At 39.0% G+C, this 19,841-nt stretch carries 23 protein-coding genes; 6 read left to right on the top strand and 17 right to left on the bottom strand.

What is annotated here, in order from left to right:
- Positions 1-41: 41 nt before the first annotated feature.
- Entirely contained in the window at positions 42-1,265 is a 1,224-nt protein-coding gene (gene ylbJ / locus HRJ06_RS15290) for a sporulation integral membrane protein YlbJ (RefSeq protein ID WP_174733816.1), read from the top strand.
- A 40-nt stretch (positions 1,266-1,305) separates the two neighbouring features.
- On the opposite strand, the gene coaD is transcribed toward ylbJ, so the two are convergent.
- The 3 genes from coaD to HRJ06_RS15275 all read right to left on the bottom strand — a co-directional run bounded on the left by coaD (position 1,306) and on the right by HRJ06_RS15275 (position 4,160).
- Complete coding sequence (gene coaD / locus HRJ06_RS15285; RefSeq protein ID WP_174733815.1) at positions 1,306-1,785, bottom strand: pantetheine-phosphate adenylyltransferase; 480 nt, start codon at positions 1,783-1,785, stop codon at positions 1,306-1,308.
- 1 nt (position 1,786) lies between these two features.
- Entirely contained in the window at positions 1,787-2,353 is a 567-nt protein-coding gene (gene rsmD, locus HRJ06_RS15280) for a 16S rRNA (guanine(966)-N(2))-methyltransferase RsmD (protein WP_174733814.1), read from the bottom strand.
- Between the two features lie 400 nt (positions 2,354-2,753).
- Positions 2,754-4,160, bottom strand: a complete 1,407-nt coding sequence (locus HRJ06_RS15275; RefSeq protein WP_174733813.1) for a stalk domain-containing protein — start codon at positions 4,158-4,160, stop codon at positions 2,754-2,756.
- A 282-nt stretch (positions 4,161-4,442) separates the two neighbouring features.
- Between HRJ06_RS15275 and HRJ06_RS15270 the strand changes: the two genes are divergently transcribed.
- Positions 4,443-4,832 carry a DUF7147 family protein gene (locus tag HRJ06_RS15270; protein ID WP_174733812.1) on the top strand — a complete coding sequence of 130 codons (390 nt, stop codon included), beginning with the start codon at positions 4,443-4,445 and terminating at the stop codon, positions 4,830-4,832.
- 131 nt (positions 4,833-4,963) lie between these two features.
- On the opposite strand, the gene HRJ06_RS15265 is transcribed toward HRJ06_RS15270, so the two are convergent.
- The 4 genes from HRJ06_RS15265 to ylbD form a co-directional block, all read right to left on the bottom strand.
- Positions 4,964-5,239 (bottom strand): YlbG family protein, encoded by a 276-nt coding sequence (locus tag HRJ06_RS15265; protein ID WP_174733811.1) that lies wholly within the window; start codon positions 5,237-5,239, stop codon positions 4,964-4,966.
- A 915-nt stretch (positions 5,240-6,154) separates the two neighbouring features.
- Positions 6,155-6,601, bottom strand: coding sequence for a YlbF/YmcA family competence regulator (locus tag HRJ06_RS15260; RefSeq protein ID WP_174733810.1), 447 nt, complete (start codon positions 6,599-6,601; stop codon positions 6,155-6,157).
- Between the two features lie 338 nt (positions 6,602-6,939).
- A complete protein-coding gene (locus tag HRJ06_RS15255) occupies positions 6,940-7,176 on the bottom strand; it encodes a YlbE-like family protein (protein ID WP_174733809.1) in 237 nt (78 codons plus the stop codon).
- Between the two features lie 17 nt (positions 7,177-7,193).
- The gene (ylbD, locus tag HRJ06_RS15250) at positions 7,194-7,595 is read right to left on the bottom strand and encodes a YlbD family protein (protein ID WP_174733808.1); all 402 of its coding nucleotides are present in this window, start codon (positions 7,593-7,595) and stop codon (positions 7,194-7,196) included.
- A 133-nt stretch (positions 7,596-7,728) separates the two neighbouring features.
- On the opposite strand from ylbD, the gene HRJ06_RS15245 reads away from it, so the two are divergent.
- Both HRJ06_RS15245 and HRJ06_RS15240 read left to right on the top strand, forming a co-directional pair.
- Positions 7,729-8,211, top strand: a complete 483-nt coding sequence (locus tag HRJ06_RS15245) for a PaaI family thioesterase (protein ID WP_174733807.1) — start codon at positions 7,729-7,731, stop codon at positions 8,209-8,211.
- A 22-nt stretch (positions 8,212-8,233) separates the two neighbouring features.
- Positions 8,234-8,602: a hypothetical protein gene (locus HRJ06_RS15240; RefSeq protein ID WP_174733806.1), complete on the top strand. Its 369-nt coding sequence runs from the start codon at positions 8,234-8,236 to the stop codon at positions 8,600-8,602.
- A gap of 206 nt (positions 8,603-8,808) precedes the next feature.
- Here the strand turns inward: HRJ06_RS15240 and HRJ06_RS15235 are convergent, their stop codons facing one another.
- The 3 genes from HRJ06_RS15235 to HRJ06_RS15225 form a co-directional block, all read right to left on the bottom strand.
- Positions 8,809-9,810, bottom strand: coding sequence for a CAP domain-containing protein (locus HRJ06_RS15235; protein WP_174733805.1), 1,002 nt, complete (start codon positions 9,808-9,810; stop codon positions 8,809-8,811).
- A 305-nt stretch (positions 9,811-10,115) separates the two neighbouring features.
- The gene (locus HRJ06_RS15230) at positions 10,116-10,544 is read right to left on the bottom strand and encodes a CBS domain-containing protein (RefSeq protein WP_174733804.1); all 429 of its coding nucleotides are present in this window, start codon (positions 10,542-10,544) and stop codon (positions 10,116-10,118) included.
- Complete coding sequence (locus tag HRJ06_RS15225; RefSeq protein ID WP_174733803.1) at positions 10,528-11,175, bottom strand: CAP domain-containing protein; 648 nt, start codon at positions 11,173-11,175, stop codon at positions 10,528-10,530. The genes HRJ06_RS15230 and HRJ06_RS15225 overlap by 17 nt, the downstream gene beginning before the upstream one ends.
- Before the next feature lie 182 nt (positions 11,176-11,357).
- On the opposite strand from HRJ06_RS15225, the gene HRJ06_RS15220 reads away from it, so the two are divergent.
- A complete protein-coding gene (locus tag HRJ06_RS15220) occupies positions 11,358-11,717 on the top strand; it encodes a YugN family protein (RefSeq protein WP_174733802.1) in 360 nt (119 codons plus the stop codon).
- 118 nt (positions 11,718-11,835) lie between these two features.
- Here the strand turns inward: HRJ06_RS15220 and HRJ06_RS15215 are convergent, their stop codons facing one another.
- Positions 11,836-12,165, bottom strand: a complete 330-nt coding sequence (locus HRJ06_RS15215) for a hypothetical protein (protein ID WP_174733801.1) — start codon at positions 12,163-12,165, stop codon at positions 11,836-11,838.
- Positions 12,166-12,375: 210 nt separating this feature from the next.
- Between HRJ06_RS15215 and ytvI the strand changes: the two genes are divergently transcribed.
- Positions 12,376-13,434, top strand: a complete 1,059-nt coding sequence (gene ytvI / locus HRJ06_RS15210; protein WP_174733800.1) for a sporulation integral membrane protein YtvI — start codon at positions 12,376-12,378, stop codon at positions 13,432-13,434.
- A 315-nt stretch (positions 13,435-13,749) separates the two neighbouring features.
- On the opposite strand, the gene HRJ06_RS15205 is transcribed toward ytvI, so the two are convergent.
- The 6 genes from HRJ06_RS15205 to ctaD all read right to left on the bottom strand — a co-directional run bounded on the left by HRJ06_RS15205 (position 13,750) and on the right by ctaD (position 19,816).
- The gene (locus HRJ06_RS15205; protein WP_174733799.1) at positions 13,750-14,925 is read right to left on the bottom strand and encodes a GNAT family N-acetyltransferase; all 1,176 of its coding nucleotides are present in this window, start codon (positions 14,923-14,925) and stop codon (positions 13,750-13,752) included.
- 114 nt (positions 14,926-15,039) lie between these two features.
- On the bottom strand, positions 15,040-15,504 hold the full coding sequence (locus HRJ06_RS15200) for a DUF420 domain-containing protein (protein WP_174733798.1): 465 nt from the start codon (positions 15,502-15,504) through the stop codon (positions 15,040-15,042).
- 136 nt (positions 15,505-15,640) lie between these two features.
- Positions 15,641-16,543 (bottom strand): cytochrome c oxidase assembly factor CtaG, encoded by a 903-nt coding sequence (gene ctaG / locus HRJ06_RS15195; RefSeq protein ID WP_174733797.1) that lies wholly within the window; start codon positions 16,541-16,543, stop codon positions 15,641-15,643.
- Positions 16,544-16,975: 432 nt separating this feature from the next.
- A complete protein-coding gene (gene ctaF / locus HRJ06_RS15190; protein WP_174733796.1) occupies positions 16,976-17,311 on the bottom strand; it encodes a cytochrome c oxidase subunit IVB in 336 nt (111 codons plus the stop codon).
- A 4-nt stretch (positions 17,312-17,315) separates the two neighbouring features.
- Positions 17,316-17,945, bottom strand: coding sequence for a cytochrome (ubi)quinol oxidase subunit III (locus HRJ06_RS15185; RefSeq protein ID WP_174733795.1), 630 nt, complete (start codon positions 17,943-17,945; stop codon positions 17,316-17,318).
- Positions 17,945-19,816, bottom strand: coding sequence for a cytochrome c oxidase subunit I (gene ctaD / locus HRJ06_RS15180; protein WP_338421108.1), 1,872 nt, complete (start codon positions 19,814-19,816; stop codon positions 17,945-17,947). Before ctaD ends, HRJ06_RS15185 begins: the two co-directional genes overlap by 1 nt.
- Positions 19,817-19,841 lie beyond the last annotated feature (25 nt).

Below are 19,841 nucleotides of genomic sequence, written 5' to 3'. Positions count from 1 at the left end.
TAAGTTTTACAGCTGTACACCCGCGGGGGGAGGATCTTAAGGTGTTACGTTCAAAATTAAAAACTATTGTCCTTGCTGTCTCTGTCACAGCAATGGCACTATCGCTTATATCATTCCCTCAGGAATCTTTTGATGCTTCAATCAGAGGCCTGGATATGTGGTGGGAAATCGTTTTCCCTTCCCTTCTGCCCTTCTTTATAGTATCCGAAATGCTAATAGGCTTCGGCGTAGTAAAGTTTATCGGCGTCCTTCTGGAACCCTTAATGAGACCCTTGTTCAGAGTCCCAGGTGTAGGAGGATTTGTATGGGCTATGGGCATGGCCTCTGGATATCCTGCTGGAGCCAAGCTGACGGCAAGGCTAAGACAAGAAAAACAGCTGACCCGGTTGGAAGCGGAACGGCTTGTTTCGTTTACAAACTGTTCAAACCCTTTATTTATATTCGGTGCAGTTTCAGTAGGCTTCTTTTACAATGCCCAGCTGGGAGTCATTCTCGCACTTGCACATTATCTAGGAAATATGTCAGTGGGCCTTTTCATGAGATTTTACGGGTCTGAACAGGAAACGACTAGAGAAGAGAGAGAACGGCGTCTTTCCATCAGGGATGCCCTCGCTCAACTTCACCGCACAAGAATTAAGGACAATCGGCCAATCGGGAAGCTTCTTGGTGATGCGGTCATGTCATCAATCCAGACTTTGCTAATGATAGGCGGATTTATCATCCTATTTTCAGTTATTAATAAACTGCTCTTTCATGTGCATATTACATCCATTCTGGCTGACTTTTTGGAAATATTGTTAAGCATGCTTGGAATGCCTGAAATGCTAAGCCTGCCTTTTATTTCGGGAATGTTTGAAATTACCCTTGGCAGCCAGATGACCAGTCAGGTGAAAGAAGCTACTCTGATGCATCAGGCAATAATCACAAGCTTTATTTTGGCTTTCAGCGGGTTTAGCGTACAAGCTCAGGTTGCAAGTATCCTCGCACAGACTGATATTAGGTTTAAACCATTCTTTTTTGCAAGAATTTTGCATGGGTTTCTCGCCAGCCTGTTTACACTTCTATTATGGCATCCTGTCTACGAACGTTTTTTGAGTTCAGAAAAATCATCTGGCAGCATCCCGGTTCTCAGCCGCCTGACAGAAGAAGGAATAAATATGGCCATAATTTATAACAAGATGGTCCAGGCAGGACCTGCAATCACTATAATCAGCCTTACTATTTATACAATAATATTTGCTAAACGGACGGTTTTTACTAGGTAGGAAATATAAAAACGAGCAGGAATGCATCCTGCTCGTTTTATTATTTGAACTTGCTAGTTAAAGCCTTTTCTACTTCCGGCGGGACTAACTCTGTAATGTTTCCATTATATTTAGCTACTTCTTTTACAATACTGGAACTCAAAAACGAATACTGGTTATTTGTCATCATAAAAAAGGTTTCGATATCGTCATCGAGGACTCTGTTCATAGACGTAATTTGCATTTCATATTCAAAGTCGGAAACCGCTCTCAAACCTCGAAGAATCGTGTTTGCCTGAACACTTTTCGCATAATCGACAAGCAGCCCCTGAAAGGTATCGACTTTTACATTAGGTATATCAACTGTCACTTTTTTAATTAACTCAATGCGCTCATCAACAGAAAAAAGCGGATTTTTGGACGAATTATTTAATACCACTACATAAACCTCGTTAAATACTTTTGCTCCTCTGGTAATGATGTCTAAATGACCATATGTAATCGGATCAAAACTGCCTGGACAAACTGCAATGCTAGTCATATTACTCAGCCCCCTCTGACTCCTCAGAAAATATCGTAACCCCGATGATACCGTACTTCTCATGCTTTGTCTGTTTAAGCCTTCCAATGAAGTCAGGCAGTTTAATTTCCGAAGCATGTTCACATAAAACAATTCCTTTTGGTTCTAATAATTGCTCTTGATTAATGGTTTCCAATAGTTTAATCAGCTGTTGCTGTTTATAAGGAGGATCTAAAAAAATGTAATTAAATTTGAGCTCTCGCTTCTGAATTGCTTTTAGGGCACGGCCAGCGTCGTTACGGTAGACTTCAGCCCTGTTGCCAAGTTCGAGGGATTGGATATTTTCATTAATGACTTGAATTGCCTTTCCATCTCGATCAACAAAGATACCCTTCTCAACACCTCGGCTTAAAGCCTCAATTCCAAGTCCGCCACTTCCTGCAAACAAATCAAGGATAATGCCCCCTGAAAAATAAGGACCAATTATATTAAAAATTGCTTCCTTTACTTTATCAGTCGTTGGCCTGGTTGAAGTTCCCGGCACCGCCTTTAAAAAACGCCCCTTATATTCACCTGATACCACTCTCATAAGGCATACATCACTACCAATCAACAAGAATTTCTTTTTCCTTATCCTACCACAATTTAAAACACCAGAAAAGCGTCAGTTCCTGTCGCCTCATATCTTAGCAATGTATAAGATATGATGACCAGGTAATTGTGTTTTATTATTAGTCAGCGAGCTAGTTTCTGTCAAACTGCTAAGCCAAAAATGGACTCTTTTAAAAAGATTAAAAAAAGGTGTATATCCCCTTTGGTTGTGGAGATACTGAAATCAACAGCATCTATTCGAGGATGTTGTTGCCAACCGCGGAGAAGACTTACGTTTCCCCATAAGTTCTTCCTCCGGTTTCTCCTCTCCCTTTGCCTTCTTTCCTTTATGAGGATATAGAAGGACCCTGCAGAATTTTCTGCAGGGTTTTTGTTTTTTATTCATGTATTACGATCTCTTTCTCTTCAGTTGTTATAAAAAGGTGAAAAATTGAATTTAGCGCATGAGTTTCCATATACACTAAGCCATTTACTTCTATAAACGGACTCTTAAAAAATCCAAACTTCTCATTGTTTAGGTGAAATATATTCTTATCTAAGTAGAAAAGGTATTCTTTCCCTTTGCTGCCTATGCTTATCTCTCTTTCTTCGGGAAATTCCGTCACTTTATATCCAATGTTCTGCAATACTGTTTTTAGCGGAAAAAGCAGCTTGTCCTTATAAATAATAATTTCAATATCCGCCTTGTTTCCATTAATCACAATGTCCCTTTGGTCTATGAAAAAAAGAGGAACAAACTCTTGTTGTTGGCTATTCATATTAAGAAAACGAGTTTCCTTCCCCAGAACAGCACTTAGAATCTCATCCGCTTTTCTAAACGTAAGCTTCTCCGTTTCCTGAAGAATTAATTTCTTTAATTCTTCAAATTGAGAAGGTGTAATAGCCCGCTGGATTTCTTCCACCATTTTTTGACCCTTTTTAGAATCACTCTCTTTATCCAAAATTAGCGATTCCATAACATCCTGCCATAGTAACCTCTCATCCTCTTGTCCCGTAAACCTTCCAGAAATAAATGTTTGAACCAATTTGTTATTTAATTCCTCAGTTTTTGTATTTACCCCTGTGACAATCATTCCTCCACCCACTGTTTCAAAACCGGATTCCGTAAAAACGATTGTCCATTTACCTGCAACAGTAGTCGGATCATAGGAGGCTGCTTTCTCTTCGTATAATTTGGGCGCAAATATGCTAATACCCTGCTTCACACTTATATTTATGATAGGGGCACTCTGCCAATACAGAGCAGGATCTTCGTTATTACCTTCAAAGACGTAATAATTAATTAGCTCTTCTTCTTTGAAACCTTTTACTGGAATTCCCGCAGCCCATGTTCCATTTCCTTTATCATAATCAATCATTTCAAGGGTTGTTTTACTATCAGACAAACCAGGAAAACTTACTGACCATTGTGGAAGAAAAAGAGAGTTAGAATCTTTATTAATTAAAATGGTATAGGTAAGATTGAATGTTCCGGTATCCGTCAAAAACGTATCTGGATTGAGTCCGTTTACTTTGCAGGGGTTCGCTTCTCCAGTATTGCAAGTAAAGTCGGAAAGTGACTTTGGGACTAAAAGTTTATATTCTTTCATTTTTGATAAGCCTTGAATTTCCTGAGTAATCTTAAGTTTATTTGAATAGGCATTTATAGTAATCGCTTGCTCTGCCTGATCTGGAAAACTGCTGGAGCCCTCACTTTGCTGAGTAAATCCTTGCCATTGGTAAATAAGAATTAAACCAAATATAGAGAGCAGGACAGGAAAGATAAAAAACAACATTTTTCTCATTGAAATCCCCTTTTGTGTTCCTGTTTCTACAATATCAGATCTAAAGGTAATCGTCAGCCTGCTTTTCTAAAATTCTTTTTTAAGAAGTTTTGATGCCTGTTATTGATTAATATATTGCCAAAATCAACGATCAGTTTAATACAGCCATTTGTAAAAACAGGTATGCTAAATAAAAGATTAGTATCCGCAAAGACAATATTGAAAACACCATTAGAATGTATTTGTTTTTTTAAGGTAATAAATGCTACAGTATGATATGGAGATGCAGAAGGAGGACTTTTTATGATACAGCGCTTTATAGAACTTGGTGAAGGTTACTCTGACCTTTATGAACTAATAGAAATTGCCAAAGCAAGCCGTGAGCGTTTATCTCGGATGATGGCCCTGCACACAACCTCGAAGGGTAAACAGGTAACCTCTTTGGTTGTCATATTAACCCCAACCAGTCCAGGGAAATTCCAGCCCCTTTACATATGCAGAGAAGGCGTTCCCAATCCCATTTCCACCCCTAATAAACGGTTCGACCTTTTTGTTCAAACCGCAGCCGAACTCAATAAAAGTATAATTGAACTGGATGTAAAACCCTCAGACATGTTTGCAGAGAAGGAACTTTACTATCAGCATTTGATCGGCATTCTTAGGATGAACCATTTTATACCACCGCTTCAATAATGGGCATGAACACAAGCGAAAGTGAATGAGGCGGGCAGATACATCTGTTGGCGCTGGAGCTGAAGATTGTTTAGGAATCCAATTATTGTTTTCCTAATAAAAATAAAAGGTGAGGGAAATCCCTCACCTTTTTATATACCCATTTTATAGTCATACTCTTTAGCCTTGTCGGGCTTTTTGCCTTCATACTCCATTTTTAGAAATGGTTTATAGGAAGGCTCAACCTTTTTGACAAAGGAGTATGAACTAATCTTATCTATTAGCGTGTCCACTTCATCCTGGTTACAGTAAAGCACCACATACTTAAGGCGCCTTGATACGTAGTGAACATTTCCAAACCGGCGCAGCATTTTTGCCTGCTTTAAAGAGTACAGCCAAATGATTATACCCTGGCGTTGTCCTATCATGGTTTTTTCCCCTTCAACGAATGGCTTTTCACTAGTCTAGCATAATAAAACCTAATTTTTCAATCTACTTACCGCTTTTTATTTGAACAAAAGCCAAATCTTACATAAAATGATGCTAAAAGAAAATGTGGTGATACTAATGGTTTTAGAGGACATCTGGGACCTGTTCATCATTTCATTAAGGTCTGATCCTTCGCTAAAAAATGCTTCCTATAAGAAATCGGCTGGAATTCCTTTTTTGTATATAGACCGATTTGAGGACGTCTCCATAACCGAAGTTGAGCAGCTAATAAAAAAGAGAGCTGCAGGTGTCATGAAAGGCAAACAGCTTCATTGCGAGACTATTTATGTAAGAGAAGAATCCTCACTGTTAGTCTACCGTCACCGCTTCTTTGTCCCTCAGCGGAAAATGTTTTGTTGTGGTAACCTTTGCGCCGATTGTATCCGCCTAACACCTTAAATTATCTAAATGAAGTACAGAAGGCGAATAGTTTTGCTGTACGATTCTCACCCAAATTCTGTCTTTTTCCCACACATAAAATAAACAGTCGCCCTTTTATAAAAAACTGACAATTTTTTGTAAACTCATATCACCATTTTACCACAAACGAACAGGCATTTGGGTAGGAGGATATTAAGGTGGGGGTTGGACTCCACTTTATTTTTTGAATATTCAGCGTCTAGGAATTAACGCGAAACTCAAGGGAATTAATCTGAATCCCCCCTGAATTATTGTAAAATTCAAAGGAAATATCTCTAAACTCCCCTGAATTACCTTGCACACAAAGAATTAGTCCCCACTTGCAGCCTTGCGACGCGGCTTTAGCCATGGTAGCAGGACTCCAGGGATGATTCTTTTTATAGTACGCTAAACAATAAAAAAAAGCATGGAATAATCCATGCCTTTTTTCTATGCTAAGCCGAACATCCGCAGCCTCCGCCAGTTCCACAGCTTCCGCCACAGCTTGAGCCCGTATCAAAGAACGGGTTGCCTGTAGGAACCTTAATATGCTCCGATACAGACCGGCCAATGACCATGCTCACTTCGTCAAGGATACTTTGCAGTTCGTTTTCTGCCTTTTTAAATTCGGCTACGTTAGGATCCATATCCAGTTCCCTCTTAAGTGTGCGTACTTCCATCATTACCACCTTGTAATCAGGATGGTATCTGCCAAAACGCTGTACCTCTTCGTACCTTTCTTTCATAACAGTAAAAGAGTAGATCTTTTGCTGTGACTCCTTGCTGTTCTTCAGCTTATATAAACGATCCCGGTACTGTTCAGCTTCTTCCGATTGGAGAATCATTTGCACCAGGTATTCTGCTTCTTCAATTAACGCTAATCTTTCTAATGTAGCAAGCAATTGCGCCCACCTCCGATTCATATTCTATCATGAATCCTCTGTAAAGCGAAGAGTTTCCGATTTTTAGGATTAAAAAACCCTAGGCAGCTCAATCCAACTGACAGCTTTTACTATTCAATTATTTCTATCTCTTTCTCAATCTCTGTCTCCGGTTCTGGCAAATCTCGATGGCAGCCAGTCAGTGTTACAACGATTACCAATAGGGGCAGCATCCATTTTTTCATGATTATCCCTCCAATAAACCTATTTTTTGCAGGGAATTTGTTTTTAAACCAAGATTTATAACTTTCCATTTTCTAAACGAAAATAAAAGCCTTCTCCTGATGAGAAAGCTTTTATCATGAGTTTTTATTGTTGGCAAACATGTGCATCATCATCGAAGCCATTTGAATACCGTTTGAAAATTTTTGTACTCTGTGCGGAATCGTTTTTTCATAGTAGTGGAGCGACATGACTTCCAAAGACTGCAGTTCATGAGGGTTTCTGCTCAGCTTACGGTACCACTGAGGCTGAGCACGCACAAAATCTCTCAGATCCTTTCGCTGCTTTAAATAATCCATCACATCTTTTCTCATTGCCTGGACTCCTTTTACTAATCTTTTCTAAACTGAAAGGGATGTGGCGGTGAAGTGTTTCCACTGCTCTGTTTTTGCTGCTGGCTTCCCTGAAACTGTGATAACACGCCCTGAACAGCACCTAAAGCTTGGTTTATATTCTGGATTTGTCCTTGAACTTGATTAGGATCCATATTTTGAACTGCCTTCATTACTTTAGATATCCAATCAGGCTTCTTTTCATCATCCTTACTTTTTCCTGCAGAGGAACCCTCTCCCGCCGATTTCCAACGTGGATCGTCTTCCCCTAGCAAGTACCAATCCTCAAATAATTCCTGCCATGTTACTTTTCCCGCTCTGACTTCACGGACAAGCTCCGGCTTATTTTTCACAAATTCTTTAAACTGCTGAACAGAAGGATGAAGATTGTTTTTTGCCATTTTACTCACCTCAACTGATTACAATTAGCCTATAATACCATATGAAATAGCCTAAAAAATGTGAATCATCTAAACTATTTGTCCACTACAAATGGTAAACTAAAAATACCTAATAACAGAAAGAGGTTAAATTATGTCAGAACAGATAAATAAACTATTTGAAGAATGTATAGGCCATGCTGATGATCAAGACTTAGAAGTGCTAAACGGACTTCTTCAAGGAATTCGTGATAAGCAGAAGAAAAGAAATAGCTCCTATATTGGCCGAGTTCTCCATATGGAACGGGCTGCAACAAAAGATTCATATGAAATAACTATTCCCGTTACACCGCTAGTAAAAAACTCGCTAGGAATTGTTCATGGAGGCATCACTGCAACCGTAATCGACTCAGCAATGGGCAGCCTTGCGATGGAAGTTCTTCCTGAAGGACAGGGCGCAGTTACAACTCAGCTTAATATCCATTATATTGGACCTGGAATCGGAGACTCCCTTACTTGTAAGGCCCAGCTTGTTCATAAAGGATCTAAAACGATTGTCTTGGAGGCTCAAGTATACAGGCCGGACGGTAAGAAAGTTGCTCATGCAACTGGCAGTTTTTTTATAATTGGAAATTAATTAATCGAAGGCGGATATTCATATGGTAACAGCTATTCTAATTCCGGTCATTTGCATTTATTTTTATTGGGTTACGCGAAAAGAAATGCAGGTTAACTATAAGAAGTGGCTGGAGCTTGAATCAATTCCAGAAGAGGCTATCGTTTCAGGTAAAGTAATCGAAATAAGTGAAACAAAAGAGCGTTTTTACTATCACCGTTGTAATCATGTTTTACTTCTCAAAGTTCAAGATGGGTATAAGATTTATAATGTACAGAAACTAACCCCCCTCACGTCTCATGCTCAATTTCCTGATGTTAGTGTTGGGGAGATGGTTCATCTTTATGGGAACTGGAAGGAAGATCGTTTTCGAATAAATCGTATTGTTAAGAACCCAAAGGCGGATACATAGCAATTAAATAATTCCATAATAAAAAGGAGCCATTTTGTCCAGCCAAAAGCCTATTTCCCCATTTTCACAAGCTAGTTCCTCCAGACGGCATAATGGGCGATCTGAAGGACCTGTCAAGCTTGTTGGAAGGCCTTTTGGCTACAAACATTTCTGTGCTCCTTTTACGCTTATACGATTACATTAAGTAATGAATATAACAACTGTAATTATTCTTCCCAGTGTTCAATAAAGTTTTGTGTATAATGCTTGCGATACACCCCTACTCCAATATGAGTGAAAGCACTGTTTAAAAGTGCATCCCGGTGCCCTTTGCTATTAAGCCATCCCTCTACCACCGCAGGACCATCTGTATAGTTAGCAGCAATATTTTCCCCTGCCACCCTGTAAAATACATTTGCTGTTTTTAATCGGTCTGCTAGTGTTCCAAAGGTTTCAGATGTATGCGAAAAGTACTCCAAGTCATACATCTCTTTGCTATGTCCGTATGCTGCTTCTGATGTTTTTTCATCCCAACTGAGTTTATTTAAACCGTGGCGGATTCTCATGACATTAGTGATATCAAATATTTGCAGCTCCGCACCCTTTTCAATAAGTTGCCACTGTTCCTCACTTAATTCCGGTGAGTCTAATAATTCCCCACGGTAAACCAATTCATAAGGTCTCTGTTTGATTAATGTCTTAGCATCGACGAACCTGGCACTTGATAATTTACCTGTAAACTTATCTATATAAAGCTGTGCAAAAAAATCACCGATCGGGACAAGCGGGCGTGTATTCATGTCGCCCTCTGATAATTCAAACTTATAGGCACTGCTCTCATGATCAAGGCTAACTTCTGCCTGTATCATATTTTGGGCAAAAAGTTCGTTAACAGGCTGGCCAATTTTAAAAGGAGGAATAAGAGTATCAGGGCCAATTACATATATGGAAACCACTCTGTTATCTAAAATGCCTACCTGGAAATATTCGTTTAAATTATTATTATAAATCCACCATTCATACCCATATGCAGATGAATCAATTCTTGCAGGATCACCGTATTCTGTTTTTAGAGTATCCGACTTAGCGCCCAACAGGGTTAACAACCCTTTCTCTGGTAACTCGATATCTTTCTGATTTTCTTCTGATGCAGAAAGATCCTGGTCAACCTTCGGAACTGGTTCTTCATGGTTGATCAACTGATCTTCTTTTTCATTATTTGCTCCCATGTAGAGCCCAATGACCAAAATTAAACAAGCAAACAACAAAATTCTCACGAGAGTGCGCAGAGGTTAACCCCCTTTCTATCATCTTCTTCTACTGCTATCATTATATGACTAGCTATAAGAATTAGTATAGCATTCTTGCACTTCTTTTTTAATAGAAGTGTTTGCCCTGTATCCTATTCTGGGCAATAATCAACTGAATTCTTTTCAAAAAGCAGGAGCACCTGAATGCTGGATCTAGTTTTAATGATGCAAAAATAAAAAAATGGGCCATAAGGCAAAAAAAATACCCCTAGGCCCAGCTTAGATTACTGCAATTCATTACTCGGATAAGATATGTCGGTTAAGGCATGCTGCGCTTGCTCATCAGTAAGCTCACGTACAGCAAAATCGCCCAGCGCAACAATTCCAACCAAGTTGTCGCCCTCAACGATAGGAAGCCTTCGAATTTGATGCTCAGCCATCATTTTCGCGGCTTCCTGTGTACTCATATCAGGTGTAGCGGTTATAAGCTTGGTGCTCATGATTGCCTCAACCTTTGAGGACGGCGGGTGTTTTTCTGCAACACCCCGGATTACGATATCTCTATCGGTAATCATCCCAGCAAGCCTGTCACCATCCATGATTGGAATGGCTCCCACATTTAATTCCTTCATCTTAATGGCTACTTCATATACATTATCTAGCATTGAACAAACTTCTACGTCATCTGTCATAATATCACGTATTTTTTCCACCTATTTCTTCCTCCTTCATTTTAACAATAAAAATAGTCCAATAATGACCATGGGTGCCTCCATCTGTATAACCCGCTCCCATATGGGTAGCTTGCTCTGACAAGAGGACCCCCCGCTGAAGCGATGAGTTCATCCACGCATATAAAATATGCTCAGCTGATTCTGGCCCAACCCCGATATTTTCATAAACAGTTAAAAAAGGGATTTCAAGTTTTTTTAACATAACTCTAGGATTTCCATAAGTGGGGGATTTATGTGCAAAATAGCTTTGATTTTTCATGTCTTCTGACTTTCTTGCAGCAGCTTCATTTAGTTTTTCATGAATTTTTAATGGCATTAATCCAGCCTTAATTCTTAATTCATTTGTTCTATTTAATAAATTGACAGCTCTTACAGAATGGCTGGCAGGAAATTCTGTTAATTTAATCTTTTGTCCTGGAAATATTAAATTCGGGTTAGATATTTGAGGATTTTGTTTAATAATTTCCTGGAGGGTACTCGTATTCCCTTTTGATATTTCCCAAAGAGTATCCCCTCTTCCTACTAAATACTCTTCGGCTAAAACATTTGCTGATAGAGTAAACAGCCAAAAAGCTCCTAACATAAGTAAAATCAAAAAGCCGTGTTTCATATTAAAACTCCCTTATTTGTAAATTCATTAATTATTGTTTCCATTTCATTAATTTTAAACTTACATTAACTTTCTTTTATATTCGTTGCATCTTTTGAACTTTTTTACTATTATTAAATCTGAGATGTTACTATAAGTAAAAGACTAAAGACTTGTCGGAACTGTTTCTAGGAGGGATAAGAATGAAATTTGAAAACACTGGTATAGAACAGCTTAAAGCCGACCTCAATCGTTTGGATGATGTCATGCTTGACCATGGTTTAGTACGGGAAGGCCAATGGGATTATGAGCGCGTTACATACGACCGTAAGTTTGAGCAAAAAGAAGGAACGTTCTACTTGCGTATCCTTGGACATGCAGTAGAAGGGGATGTAGGTGCCCACAAGGCTGTTATTCAACTAATGGACCCTTTGCTTGGAAAACACTATTACCCGCATGGTGTTGAATATGGTGAAGGCGAAAAATTCCCAAGTTCACTTGTAAAAACCTGTGAAAAGATTCTTGCTGATGTAAAAGAAAAAGTGGAAAGCTTTGCATTATAATTAAGAGGAAGGCGCATGGAGACATGCGTCTCTTTTTTATTTTTGGGTGATTGCACCAAGGAAGAAACTGATGCCAGACTGATCAAAATGACATTAGATTTGATGAAAACTGTCCCTTTTATTCATTTAACATGTGGGTAATGCGAATATTTACATTATTAATGATCAACCCTGTTAGGTGTAAAATTTCTTCACAAATCCTCTGCTGAAGACATTTGGCACTTTCAATAAGGTTTCCAGCTTCACATCTTGCTTCAACACTGATATAGACCAGGATATCATCCTCTGTTACCTTAATCTCAATGCTTTTATGACTTCTAGTTACTGAAAGACTATTTCCTTTAAAATTTGAAAGGACAAAACCATTACTATCCATAACGTTTGCCTGTATAATAACTAGTATAACCATGCAAACCTCATTAATGGACAAGAATTCCCATTGTTTCACTCAAATCACCCTTCCTGTATTGGCCTTCCTTCCATACAGTCATTAAGAACTATAGCATTGTAGGATATCAGTACTTATAAAGTTCCAAATCTGATTATGAAGAAGTTAGAAAGGTTTTTATTGTTTATTACATTAAATGCGTACTATAATTTAATTGTTAAATGATTTTGGATGTTCCCGGCTCTTGTAGAGTTAGAAAGGAGTACAACTTTGTTCGGTTTCTTCACTAAGCGATTAATATTGACCACACTTGGAATCATAGTAGCTGCCCTGGTGCTTTACATCATACTTCCTGTATCGGTACCATTGATAGCAGCCATTATTACTGCTCTCCTGCTTGACCCCTTGGTCAAACTTATTCAGGCAAGAGCCAAAATTGCAAGAAGGGTTTCAGTGTTGATTGTTTTTATTCTATTTTTATTATTCGTAGGATTATCAGGCTATTTCATCATAACTAAGGTTGTTACGGAAGCCATTAACATCGTTGAAAATGCTCCGACTTATATCAACGAAATTACGAAAGAGTGGGAAAATGTAGAGGAAAGATTCGTTGAAGCTGCTAAAGATCTTCCAGAGGATCTAGTCCACGAAATTAGCGGACAAGTAGAGGAATTTTTAAATAATAGTAAAAACGATTTAATTGCCTATATCAATATCGATAATGTAAAAGCATTGCTTACAAATATTCCAAATTATTTAGTCAGCTTTTTAGTTTATATTATTGCACTATTTCTTTTCCTTCTCGAGTTACCGCGGCTTCGGATAGGAATGTATAAACATTTAACAGAAAAAACTGCTGATAAAGTGAAATTTATGACTTCGCGGCTTTCTTATGTCGTACTTGGGTTTATGAAAGCTCAGTTCTTAGTAAGCTTGATTATTTTTGCCGTTTCTCTAATCGGACTCTGGTTTATAGTTCCTGAAATAGCGCTCGTAATGTCACTTATCATCTGGATTATAGACTTCATTCCCATTATCGGGTCTATTGTTATTCTTGGTCCTTGGGCCCTGTTTCACTTAATTACGGGAGATGTTGTTCTTGCGACAAAACTCGGTATCTTAGCAGCGATCCTTCTTATTATTAGAAGAACAGTTGAACCAAAAATGATGGGCAGCCATATTGGCCTTTCTCCTCTTGCTACCTTAATAGCAATGTATCTTGGTTTGAAGTTATTAGGAATTTTAGGATTTATTGTTGGTCCTTTAGTGTTAATTGCCTTCAACTCAGCTAAAGAAGCAGGATTAATCAAAATGAATTTCAAAATTTAGGAAATACAAAACAGATTAAAAACTGATCTGCTCAGACTGACTGTAGACATAACCCGAAGAATTTCGAGTTTGTCTACAGTCATTTTTTTAATGTATGACCTTATGAGCAGGCACCGTTAACTTAATCCTGCTGGTGGACGTTTTCCGCAGAAAAATTAAGAACGGATTCTTTGCTGCTTCCCTTAGGCTCCTGTAAAGAGTGTTTTGGAGCGGGAGCAATTCTTTCTCTTTGTAATTCTATAAAAAAAGCACCGAAAGACGTCCTCTCGATACCTCTTGCTGATAATTGAAAAGTCCTAGATAATTATGTAAGACCTAAAAGAAATCGTAAAATAGTGATTTTTGGACAGGAATTTTCTGTTCTAACTCTTCTGCCTCTTGTTTTGGCCCACTTATAAAGCCTAGTTCGTATAATTCTAAGGGACGTTTGTACCCAAGCAGAATTGCGGACAGGGTGTTGATATCCAGGCTTAGACCCTTTTTGGGCGGATGGCTGCACGAGCTCCCAGCTTTTTCCCGAAAGGTTCTTACCTCTCCTTCATTCAATAAATAAGTTGCTGTATTCCAAGGAGCAAATTCATCATTAACATGCAAGAAAACCTTTCCTGTTGTTTGTGCTATCGGATAATCTTTCAAGAAACTTTCAACATCAACAATTCTCCCCATAAAATAAGGATATGAGCTAATATCCTGTTTCGGCTGTGACAGTAAATAATTAAGCTGGTCGTGTGCAGGTAAATAGAATTTTACCTTTTCAACCATGGAATCATGCTGACATATGAAATTCCAGAGATTCTTCTTAGCCTCCTGGTTTAGAGAAACAAATTCATGGACTTCCATTTGCTGGTTTTTTACACTGTATAAAATATACCCCTCAGCCTCTTTGCTGTCGTTAAAATAAACCGCTGCAGTAAGATTGCTATAAACATGGTTAATCCACCAGTACTGGTCCCGTACAAGTGTCCCAGAGAAGGCTTTAGCAAACTTAGTGTACACTTCTTCTATTTCCACCAAATGGCCTTCCTTTTTAAATCTGCTAATGTGGCCATTAGATGCTTTTAGCCTGCGCAGATCATTTTTGCTGACTGTCATATTCTTTATATCCGCGATCATCTCCCAACCGAACTTCCGGTAAAAGGAAATATCAAAAGGATGTAAAAAGGAAACTACTTGTTTTTTTTCTTTCATAACTTTTAGTGACTCGATTAATAGTTCTTTTACATAGCCTTTTCTGCGAAACTCTGGATAGGTTGCCACTCCGGCAATTCCACCCATAAGCCATTCCTTTCCGGCAATAAATACTTTTAACGGAAGAATATGCAGCTTTGCAGCAAGTTCCTGCTCATTTTCATATATCCCTAAAATGTGGTGCTTTGTGAGTTTTTCCAGTCTCCCCTCCACATCTTCAGGCGCAACCTCGTATTGAAAAGCATACTCCGATAATTTTAAGGACTCAAGATAATTCTCTTCTTTTAAGACCCTTATTTCCATAATAATGCTCCCTCGATTCAGATTCTATCATTTAAATTTTCGCTAAAATACGTTAAAATCCTTTTAAAAAAATAAATAAAAAAGAACTGCCTATGCAGTCCTATTTTTATCCTATTAAAATCCAAAAATAGCCTTGAGAACTGAAGTCGTTTCTCCGCCTTTATAAAACACATAAAGCAGAAGAAAAACAGCCACTCCAGTTATTGCTGTAAAAAACCAAATTATACTCGTAACAGGCCCTATCTTTCTATGCAGTTCCAAATTGTTTTTATAACCAGCATACAATGTCGTTATTCCCATTATTGCTCCTAAAGTGGCTAAAGTAATATGAAAGATTAAAAACACTGTATAATAGATTTTTATATCATCTGGTCCGCCAAATGACGTATTCCCTACGAAGATCGTCCGTGAAGCATAAATAATAAAAAATATGATAGCAAATATTGCTGCTAAAGTCATGGTCTTTCTATGCGACTCTAGCTTTCTTTGCTTAATTTGCCACCAGCCTATTGCGACAGTAATTGCACTTAAAACAATAAAGGTTGTACTGATTGTAGGTAATATCGGTAGGGAAGTCATATTCAGTAAATCCTCTCTATCTTATATTATTACAAAATAATTTTAGTGGCTCAGTTGAATTTATCAATAAAATAAGGTCATACAGCAATTTTAGAAAAGGCTCCTCGGCACCCCGATAAGCCTCTGAGTTTAAAGCTTAATCAGCTGATTGAGGTTGAACGTAGGCAGCCAACTCTGCGTCAGATTCTTCCTGCTCCTTTCTAAACCAACTAAAGAAGACCTGAGCCAGTACAATACCGTAGACGATTTCCTGAATGATTTTCATTAGGACTCCGCCTAGCTGCTGATCTTCAAGAAGCGACATCGAGCTAAACATCTCCGGGCCGCTCAGATTAAGTGAAGCAAGGGTTCCTGCAGGTACACAGAGTTTCATTGCCTCTGCCCAGGCGTTGGGATCAGAAAAAGTTGAATACATAGGTGCATCAGCAAAGATGATCAATGCACAAGCTGGCGTCAGAAGGATTCCGTCTGCAAAAATATAGCCCACTTTTTTGAGGCCTGTTAGCGTCTCGTATTCTGGAAGCTGATTAATTAATGGCCACCACATAGCGATTGCCAGAATAAACAGCAACGTGGTATATCCAGCATGAAGCAGCATATCCGTTTTAACGAAGTCAAACACTAAAGGGATATGGTAGAGAGAAAAAACTCCATTAAAAACAATCAAAGCGATTAGCGGCTTTGTTATAAAACGAAATACAGGCTTTATTATTGGTTTTGACAGGACCGCCCTCCAAACCCATTTCGGTATTCCGTTAATAAGCAACGGCGGTATTACCAAGTACAGAATTGCCATTTGGATCATATGAAAATAAAAGGTAATATGACCCATCAGATCAACAGGAGAACCTTTAATAACATAAAGCGAGACAATAGCAATCGTAAAAAGAATTGTTTCCTTCATTGTTCGTGGTTCACTGTCCTTAAACCGACTTCGGTATTTCCCAGTCAATAAAAAGTAGCCAGAAAGCAAAAGGATCAGAGCCATCAGAAAGAAGGGACTCCAAAGGGCACGAAAACCAAATATATCAAGTGACATTGTACTTCACCCCAATTTAAGAACTTTATATTTATTATATCTATCTCACTATTGAACTGCAATGGAATACAATTTCCTATATTTTCACAATATATTCTCAAAATGAAAAAACCGGCTAAAAGCCGATTTTCTCGTTTAAGGTCAGCCTAATTGGCTCTGTTATTTTAATTTCAAGGTGTTTACGCTTTTCTTTGTCCAGCTTTGCCTCCTAGAAACTTTGAAACTTCAACTCCTCCTTCAGAAGCAAAGAACGCTTCTTTGTCGGAGTCTCCAGTTTCTGCGTTTCTGAACAGTCGGCTACGCTTTTCTTTGTCCAGCTTCAGCGACTAGCTCCTCGAGTCGCTTCGGTCCTGCCGATGAAGTCAAAGAACGACTTCACCTTCAGCCCCTCCAGCGCTTGTCGGAGCTGAACAGTTGGCTACGCTTTTCTTTTTACCACCAGATGATGGTTAGGAATGCTAATAGCGTGATTGCTCCAACGAGCACTCCTGAGTACAAGAAAAGAGCTGGTGCTTCATGTCCCTTGTGGCTCATGTGCATAAAATAGTAAAGTTGGAAAATTACCTGTATTACAGCCAAAAGGATAATAAATGGAACTGTAAACCAGCCGGAAAAGCCATCATAACCTACTGCAAAAAAAGCGACTAGTGTTAGAAAGATCATTAACGTGAAGGAAATGATTTGGTAGCGCATTTCCTCTGTGCTTTTTTTGCGGCGATACTCAATGTCGATTCTAGGGTTTTCTGAGTTTGGTTGTTGATTTGCCATCAGTTTATCCCACCATTCCCATTAAATATACTACCGTGAAGATGAATACCCAAACTACGTCGATAAAGTGCCAGTATAAGCTTGCTACATAGAACTTCGGTGCGTTATACAAATTTAATCCCCGTTTGCTGTTGCGGATCATTAAAGTAACAATCCAGAGAAGTCCGAAGGCAACATGGCCTCCATGGAATCCTACCAAAGTATAGAACGCAGTCCCGAAGGCACTACTTGTAAAAGTATGATGATACTCATGAACATAATGATTAAACTCGTAAATTTCAAGACCAAGGAACGCAGCCCCTAACAATACAGTTACACCAAGCCACAATTGCATTTTTTTGAAATTAAAGTTTTTCATATGATGCATAGCATACACACTTGTTAACGAGCTTGTTAAAAGAAGCATGGTTGCTGCAAAAACAAGCGGAAGATCGAATAAGTCTTTGGCTAAAGTATGTTCTGCATTAGGTACCTTATCCTTTAATGCTAGATAGGTGGCAAAGAGAGAAGCAAAAAGCACTGTCTCTCCGCCTAAGAATAACCAGAAACCTAAGAATTTATTTTTCCCTTCAAGGGTTGCTCGTTCAGGCGCAGTCGGCCATGTTTCAGCCGTGAATTTTTCTTCTGCTTGCATTATGCCTTTACCCCCTTGTTATCATCATCATCCATTAAATCTTCTTTATGAATGTGGTATCCATGGTCATCCTTAATAGAACGCATGGCCATTGAACCAAGAGTAATTAATAATCCAATGATCAGGACAGGAATTCCCCATGCAGTCTCAGCACGGTACATTGCACCAAATGCTGCAACAAATAGACCAAGAGAAATTACAAACGGAATGAAGGAATTGTTTGGCATATGGATATCGCCAAGCGGCTCAGCAGGCGTCATTCCCTTCTTACCTTCCATTTTTTCAAGCCAGTAAGCATCAAGACCACGAACAAGCGGAAGCTGCTTAAAGTTATAGAAAGGCGGTGGTGAAGGAAGGGCCCACTCAAGCGTACGTCCATCGCCCCATGGATCATTTCCGACTCTTTCATTTTTAACAGTTGTCATAATAATATTGATTAATAATATGATTGTCGCTACAGCCATAAAGAAAGCTCCGACTGTACTAATCAGGTTTCCTGTTTCAAAGCCTTGGCCAGGAAGGAAGGATACAATACGGCGCTGCATCCCCATTAAGCCAAGGAAATGCTGGATAAAGAATGTTAAGTGGAATCCAATTAGGAATAACCAGAACGTGATTTTCCCTAAAAATTCATTTAGCATTGTTCCAAACATTTTCGGCCAGTAGAAATGCGCTCCTGCAAATAGAGCGAATACTACCCCACCAACAATTACATAGTGGAAGTGAGCTACAACAAAATAAGTATCGTGGTATTGGTAATCAGCTGCTGCAACAGCTAGCATAACCCCGGTAACACCACCAGCAACGAAGGATGGAATAAATGCTACTGCCCAAAGCATTGGTGTTGTAAACTTAATGCTTCCGCCCCACATCGTGAACATCCAGTTAAAGATCTTTATTCCGGTCGGTACGGCAATTGCCATTGTTGCTACAGCAAAGATTGAGTTAGCGATCGGGCCTAATCCAGTTGTGAACATATGGTGAGCCCATACCATGAATCCTAAGAAACCGATTAAAACGGTCGCAAAGACCATAGAAGAATAACCGAATAAGCGTTTTCTAGAGAACGTAGCAAAAATTTCAGAAAAGATACCAAAAGCTGGCAAGATCAAAATGTAAACTTCTGGGTGTCCAAATATCCAGAACATGTGCTCCCAGATAATTGTGTTTCCTCCCATAGTATGATCGAAAAAGTTTCCTCCAAACATACGGTCAAAGATTAATAGGAATAAACCTACTGTAAGGGGCGGGAATGCAAATAAGATTAGTGCTGAAACAACGAAAGTAGACCATGTAAACAGCGGCATTCTCATATAAGTCATACCTGGTGCACGCATATTGATAATCGTTACGAGGAAGTTAATACCCCCGATTAATGTACCTGCCCCGGAAATCTGCAATCCAAGTGCATAAAAATCAACACCATGTCCTTCAGATGCTATCGATAATGATGCATAAGAAGTCCACCCAGCGTCTGGAGCTCCTCCTAAAAACCATGAAAGATTAAGAAACACTCCTCCAAAGAAGAACAACCAGAAGCCTAAAGAGTTAAGGAATGGAAAAGCTACATCCCTTGCTCCAATTTGCAATGGCATAACAGCGTTCATAAACGCAAAAATCAGTGGCATCGCAGCCAGGAAAATCATGGTCGTTCCATGCATAGTTAAGATTTCATTATACAATCCAGCACTGACAAAATCGTTATTTGGCACAGCAAGCTGAATTCTGATAAACATAGCTTCAAGTCCGCCGACGATAAAAAAGAATCCACCGGCAATCAGATATAGGATGGCGATTTTTTTATGGTCTACCGTTGTCAGGTAGTCCCAAATAGTTGCGCCGAATCCCTGCTTTTGAGCATAGGTACTCACAATTTTACCTCCCTTTTAAACAATT

The sequence above is a fragment of the Mesobacillus harenae genome (assembly GCF_013343715.1).
GTDB classification, from domain to species: domain Bacteria; phylum Bacillota; class Bacilli; order Bacillales; family Cytobacillaceae; genus Mesobacillus_A; species Mesobacillus_A harenae.
This window is presented reverse-complemented; position numbering and strand designations above follow the sequence as displayed.

Bases quoted from the DNA above. Each gene is read 5' to 3' on its own strand.
- HRJ06_RS15235 (WP_174733805.1), bottom strand. From the start codon at position 9,810: ATGGGAGCAAATAATGAAAAAGAAGATCAGTTGATCAACCATGAAGAA.
- HRJ06_RS15200 (WP_174733798.1), bottom strand. From the start codon at position 15,504: ATGACTTCCCTACCGATATTACCTACAATCAGTACAACCTTTATTGTT.
- HRJ06_RS15255 (WP_174733809.1), bottom strand. From the start codon at position 7,176: ATGAGAAAAGATGTGATGGATTATTTAAAGCAGCGAAAGGATCTGAGA.
- ylbD (WP_174733808.1), bottom strand. From the start codon at position 7,595: ATGGCAAAAAACAATCTTCATCCTTCTGTTCAGCAGTTTAAAGAATTT.
- HRJ06_RS15205 (WP_174733799.1), bottom strand. From the start codon at position 14,925: ATGGAAATAAGGGTCTTAAAAGAAGAGAATTATCTTGAGTCCTTAAAA.
- HRJ06_RS15220 (WP_174733802.1), top strand. From the start codon at position 11,358: ATGAAATTTGAAAACACTGGTATAGAACAGCTTAAAGCCGACCTCAAT.
- HRJ06_RS15240 (WP_174733806.1), top strand. From the start codon at position 8,234: ATGGTAACAGCTATTCTAATTCCGGTCATTTGCATTTATTTTTATTGG.
- HRJ06_RS15270 (WP_174733812.1), top strand. From the start codon at position 4,443: ATGATACAGCGCTTTATAGAACTTGGTGAAGGTTACTCTGACCTTTAT.
- HRJ06_RS15265 (WP_174733811.1), bottom strand. From the start codon at position 5,239: ATGATAGGACAACGCCAGGGTATAATCATTTGGCTGTACTCTTTAAAG.
- rsmD (WP_174733814.1), bottom strand. From the start codon at position 2,353: ATGAGAGTGGTATCAGGTGAATATAAGGGGCGTTTTTTAAAGGCGGTG.
- ctaF (WP_174733796.1), bottom strand. From the start codon at position 17,311: ATGGCAAATCAACAACCAAACTCAGAAAACCCTAGAATCGACATTGAG.
- HRJ06_RS15185 (WP_174733795.1), bottom strand. From the start codon at position 17,945: ATGCAAGCAGAAGAAAAATTCACGGCTGAAACATGGCCGACTGCGCCT.
- HRJ06_RS15275 (WP_174733813.1), bottom strand. From the start codon at position 4,160: ATGAGAAAAATGTTGTTTTTTATCTTTCCTGTCCTGCTCTCTATATTT.
- ctaG (WP_174733797.1), bottom strand. From the start codon at position 16,543: ATGTCACTTGATATATTTGGTTTTCGTGCCCTTTGGAGTCCCTTCTTT.
- HRJ06_RS15225 (WP_174733803.1), bottom strand. From the start codon at position 11,175: ATGAAACACGGCTTTTTGATTTTACTTATGTTAGGAGCTTTTTGGCTG.
- HRJ06_RS15245 (WP_174733807.1), top strand. From the start codon at position 7,729: ATGTCAGAACAGATAAATAAACTATTTGAAGAATGTATAGGCCATGCT.
- coaD (WP_174733815.1), bottom strand. From the start codon at position 1,785: ATGACTAGCATTGCAGTTTGTCCAGGCAGTTTTGATCCGATTACATAT.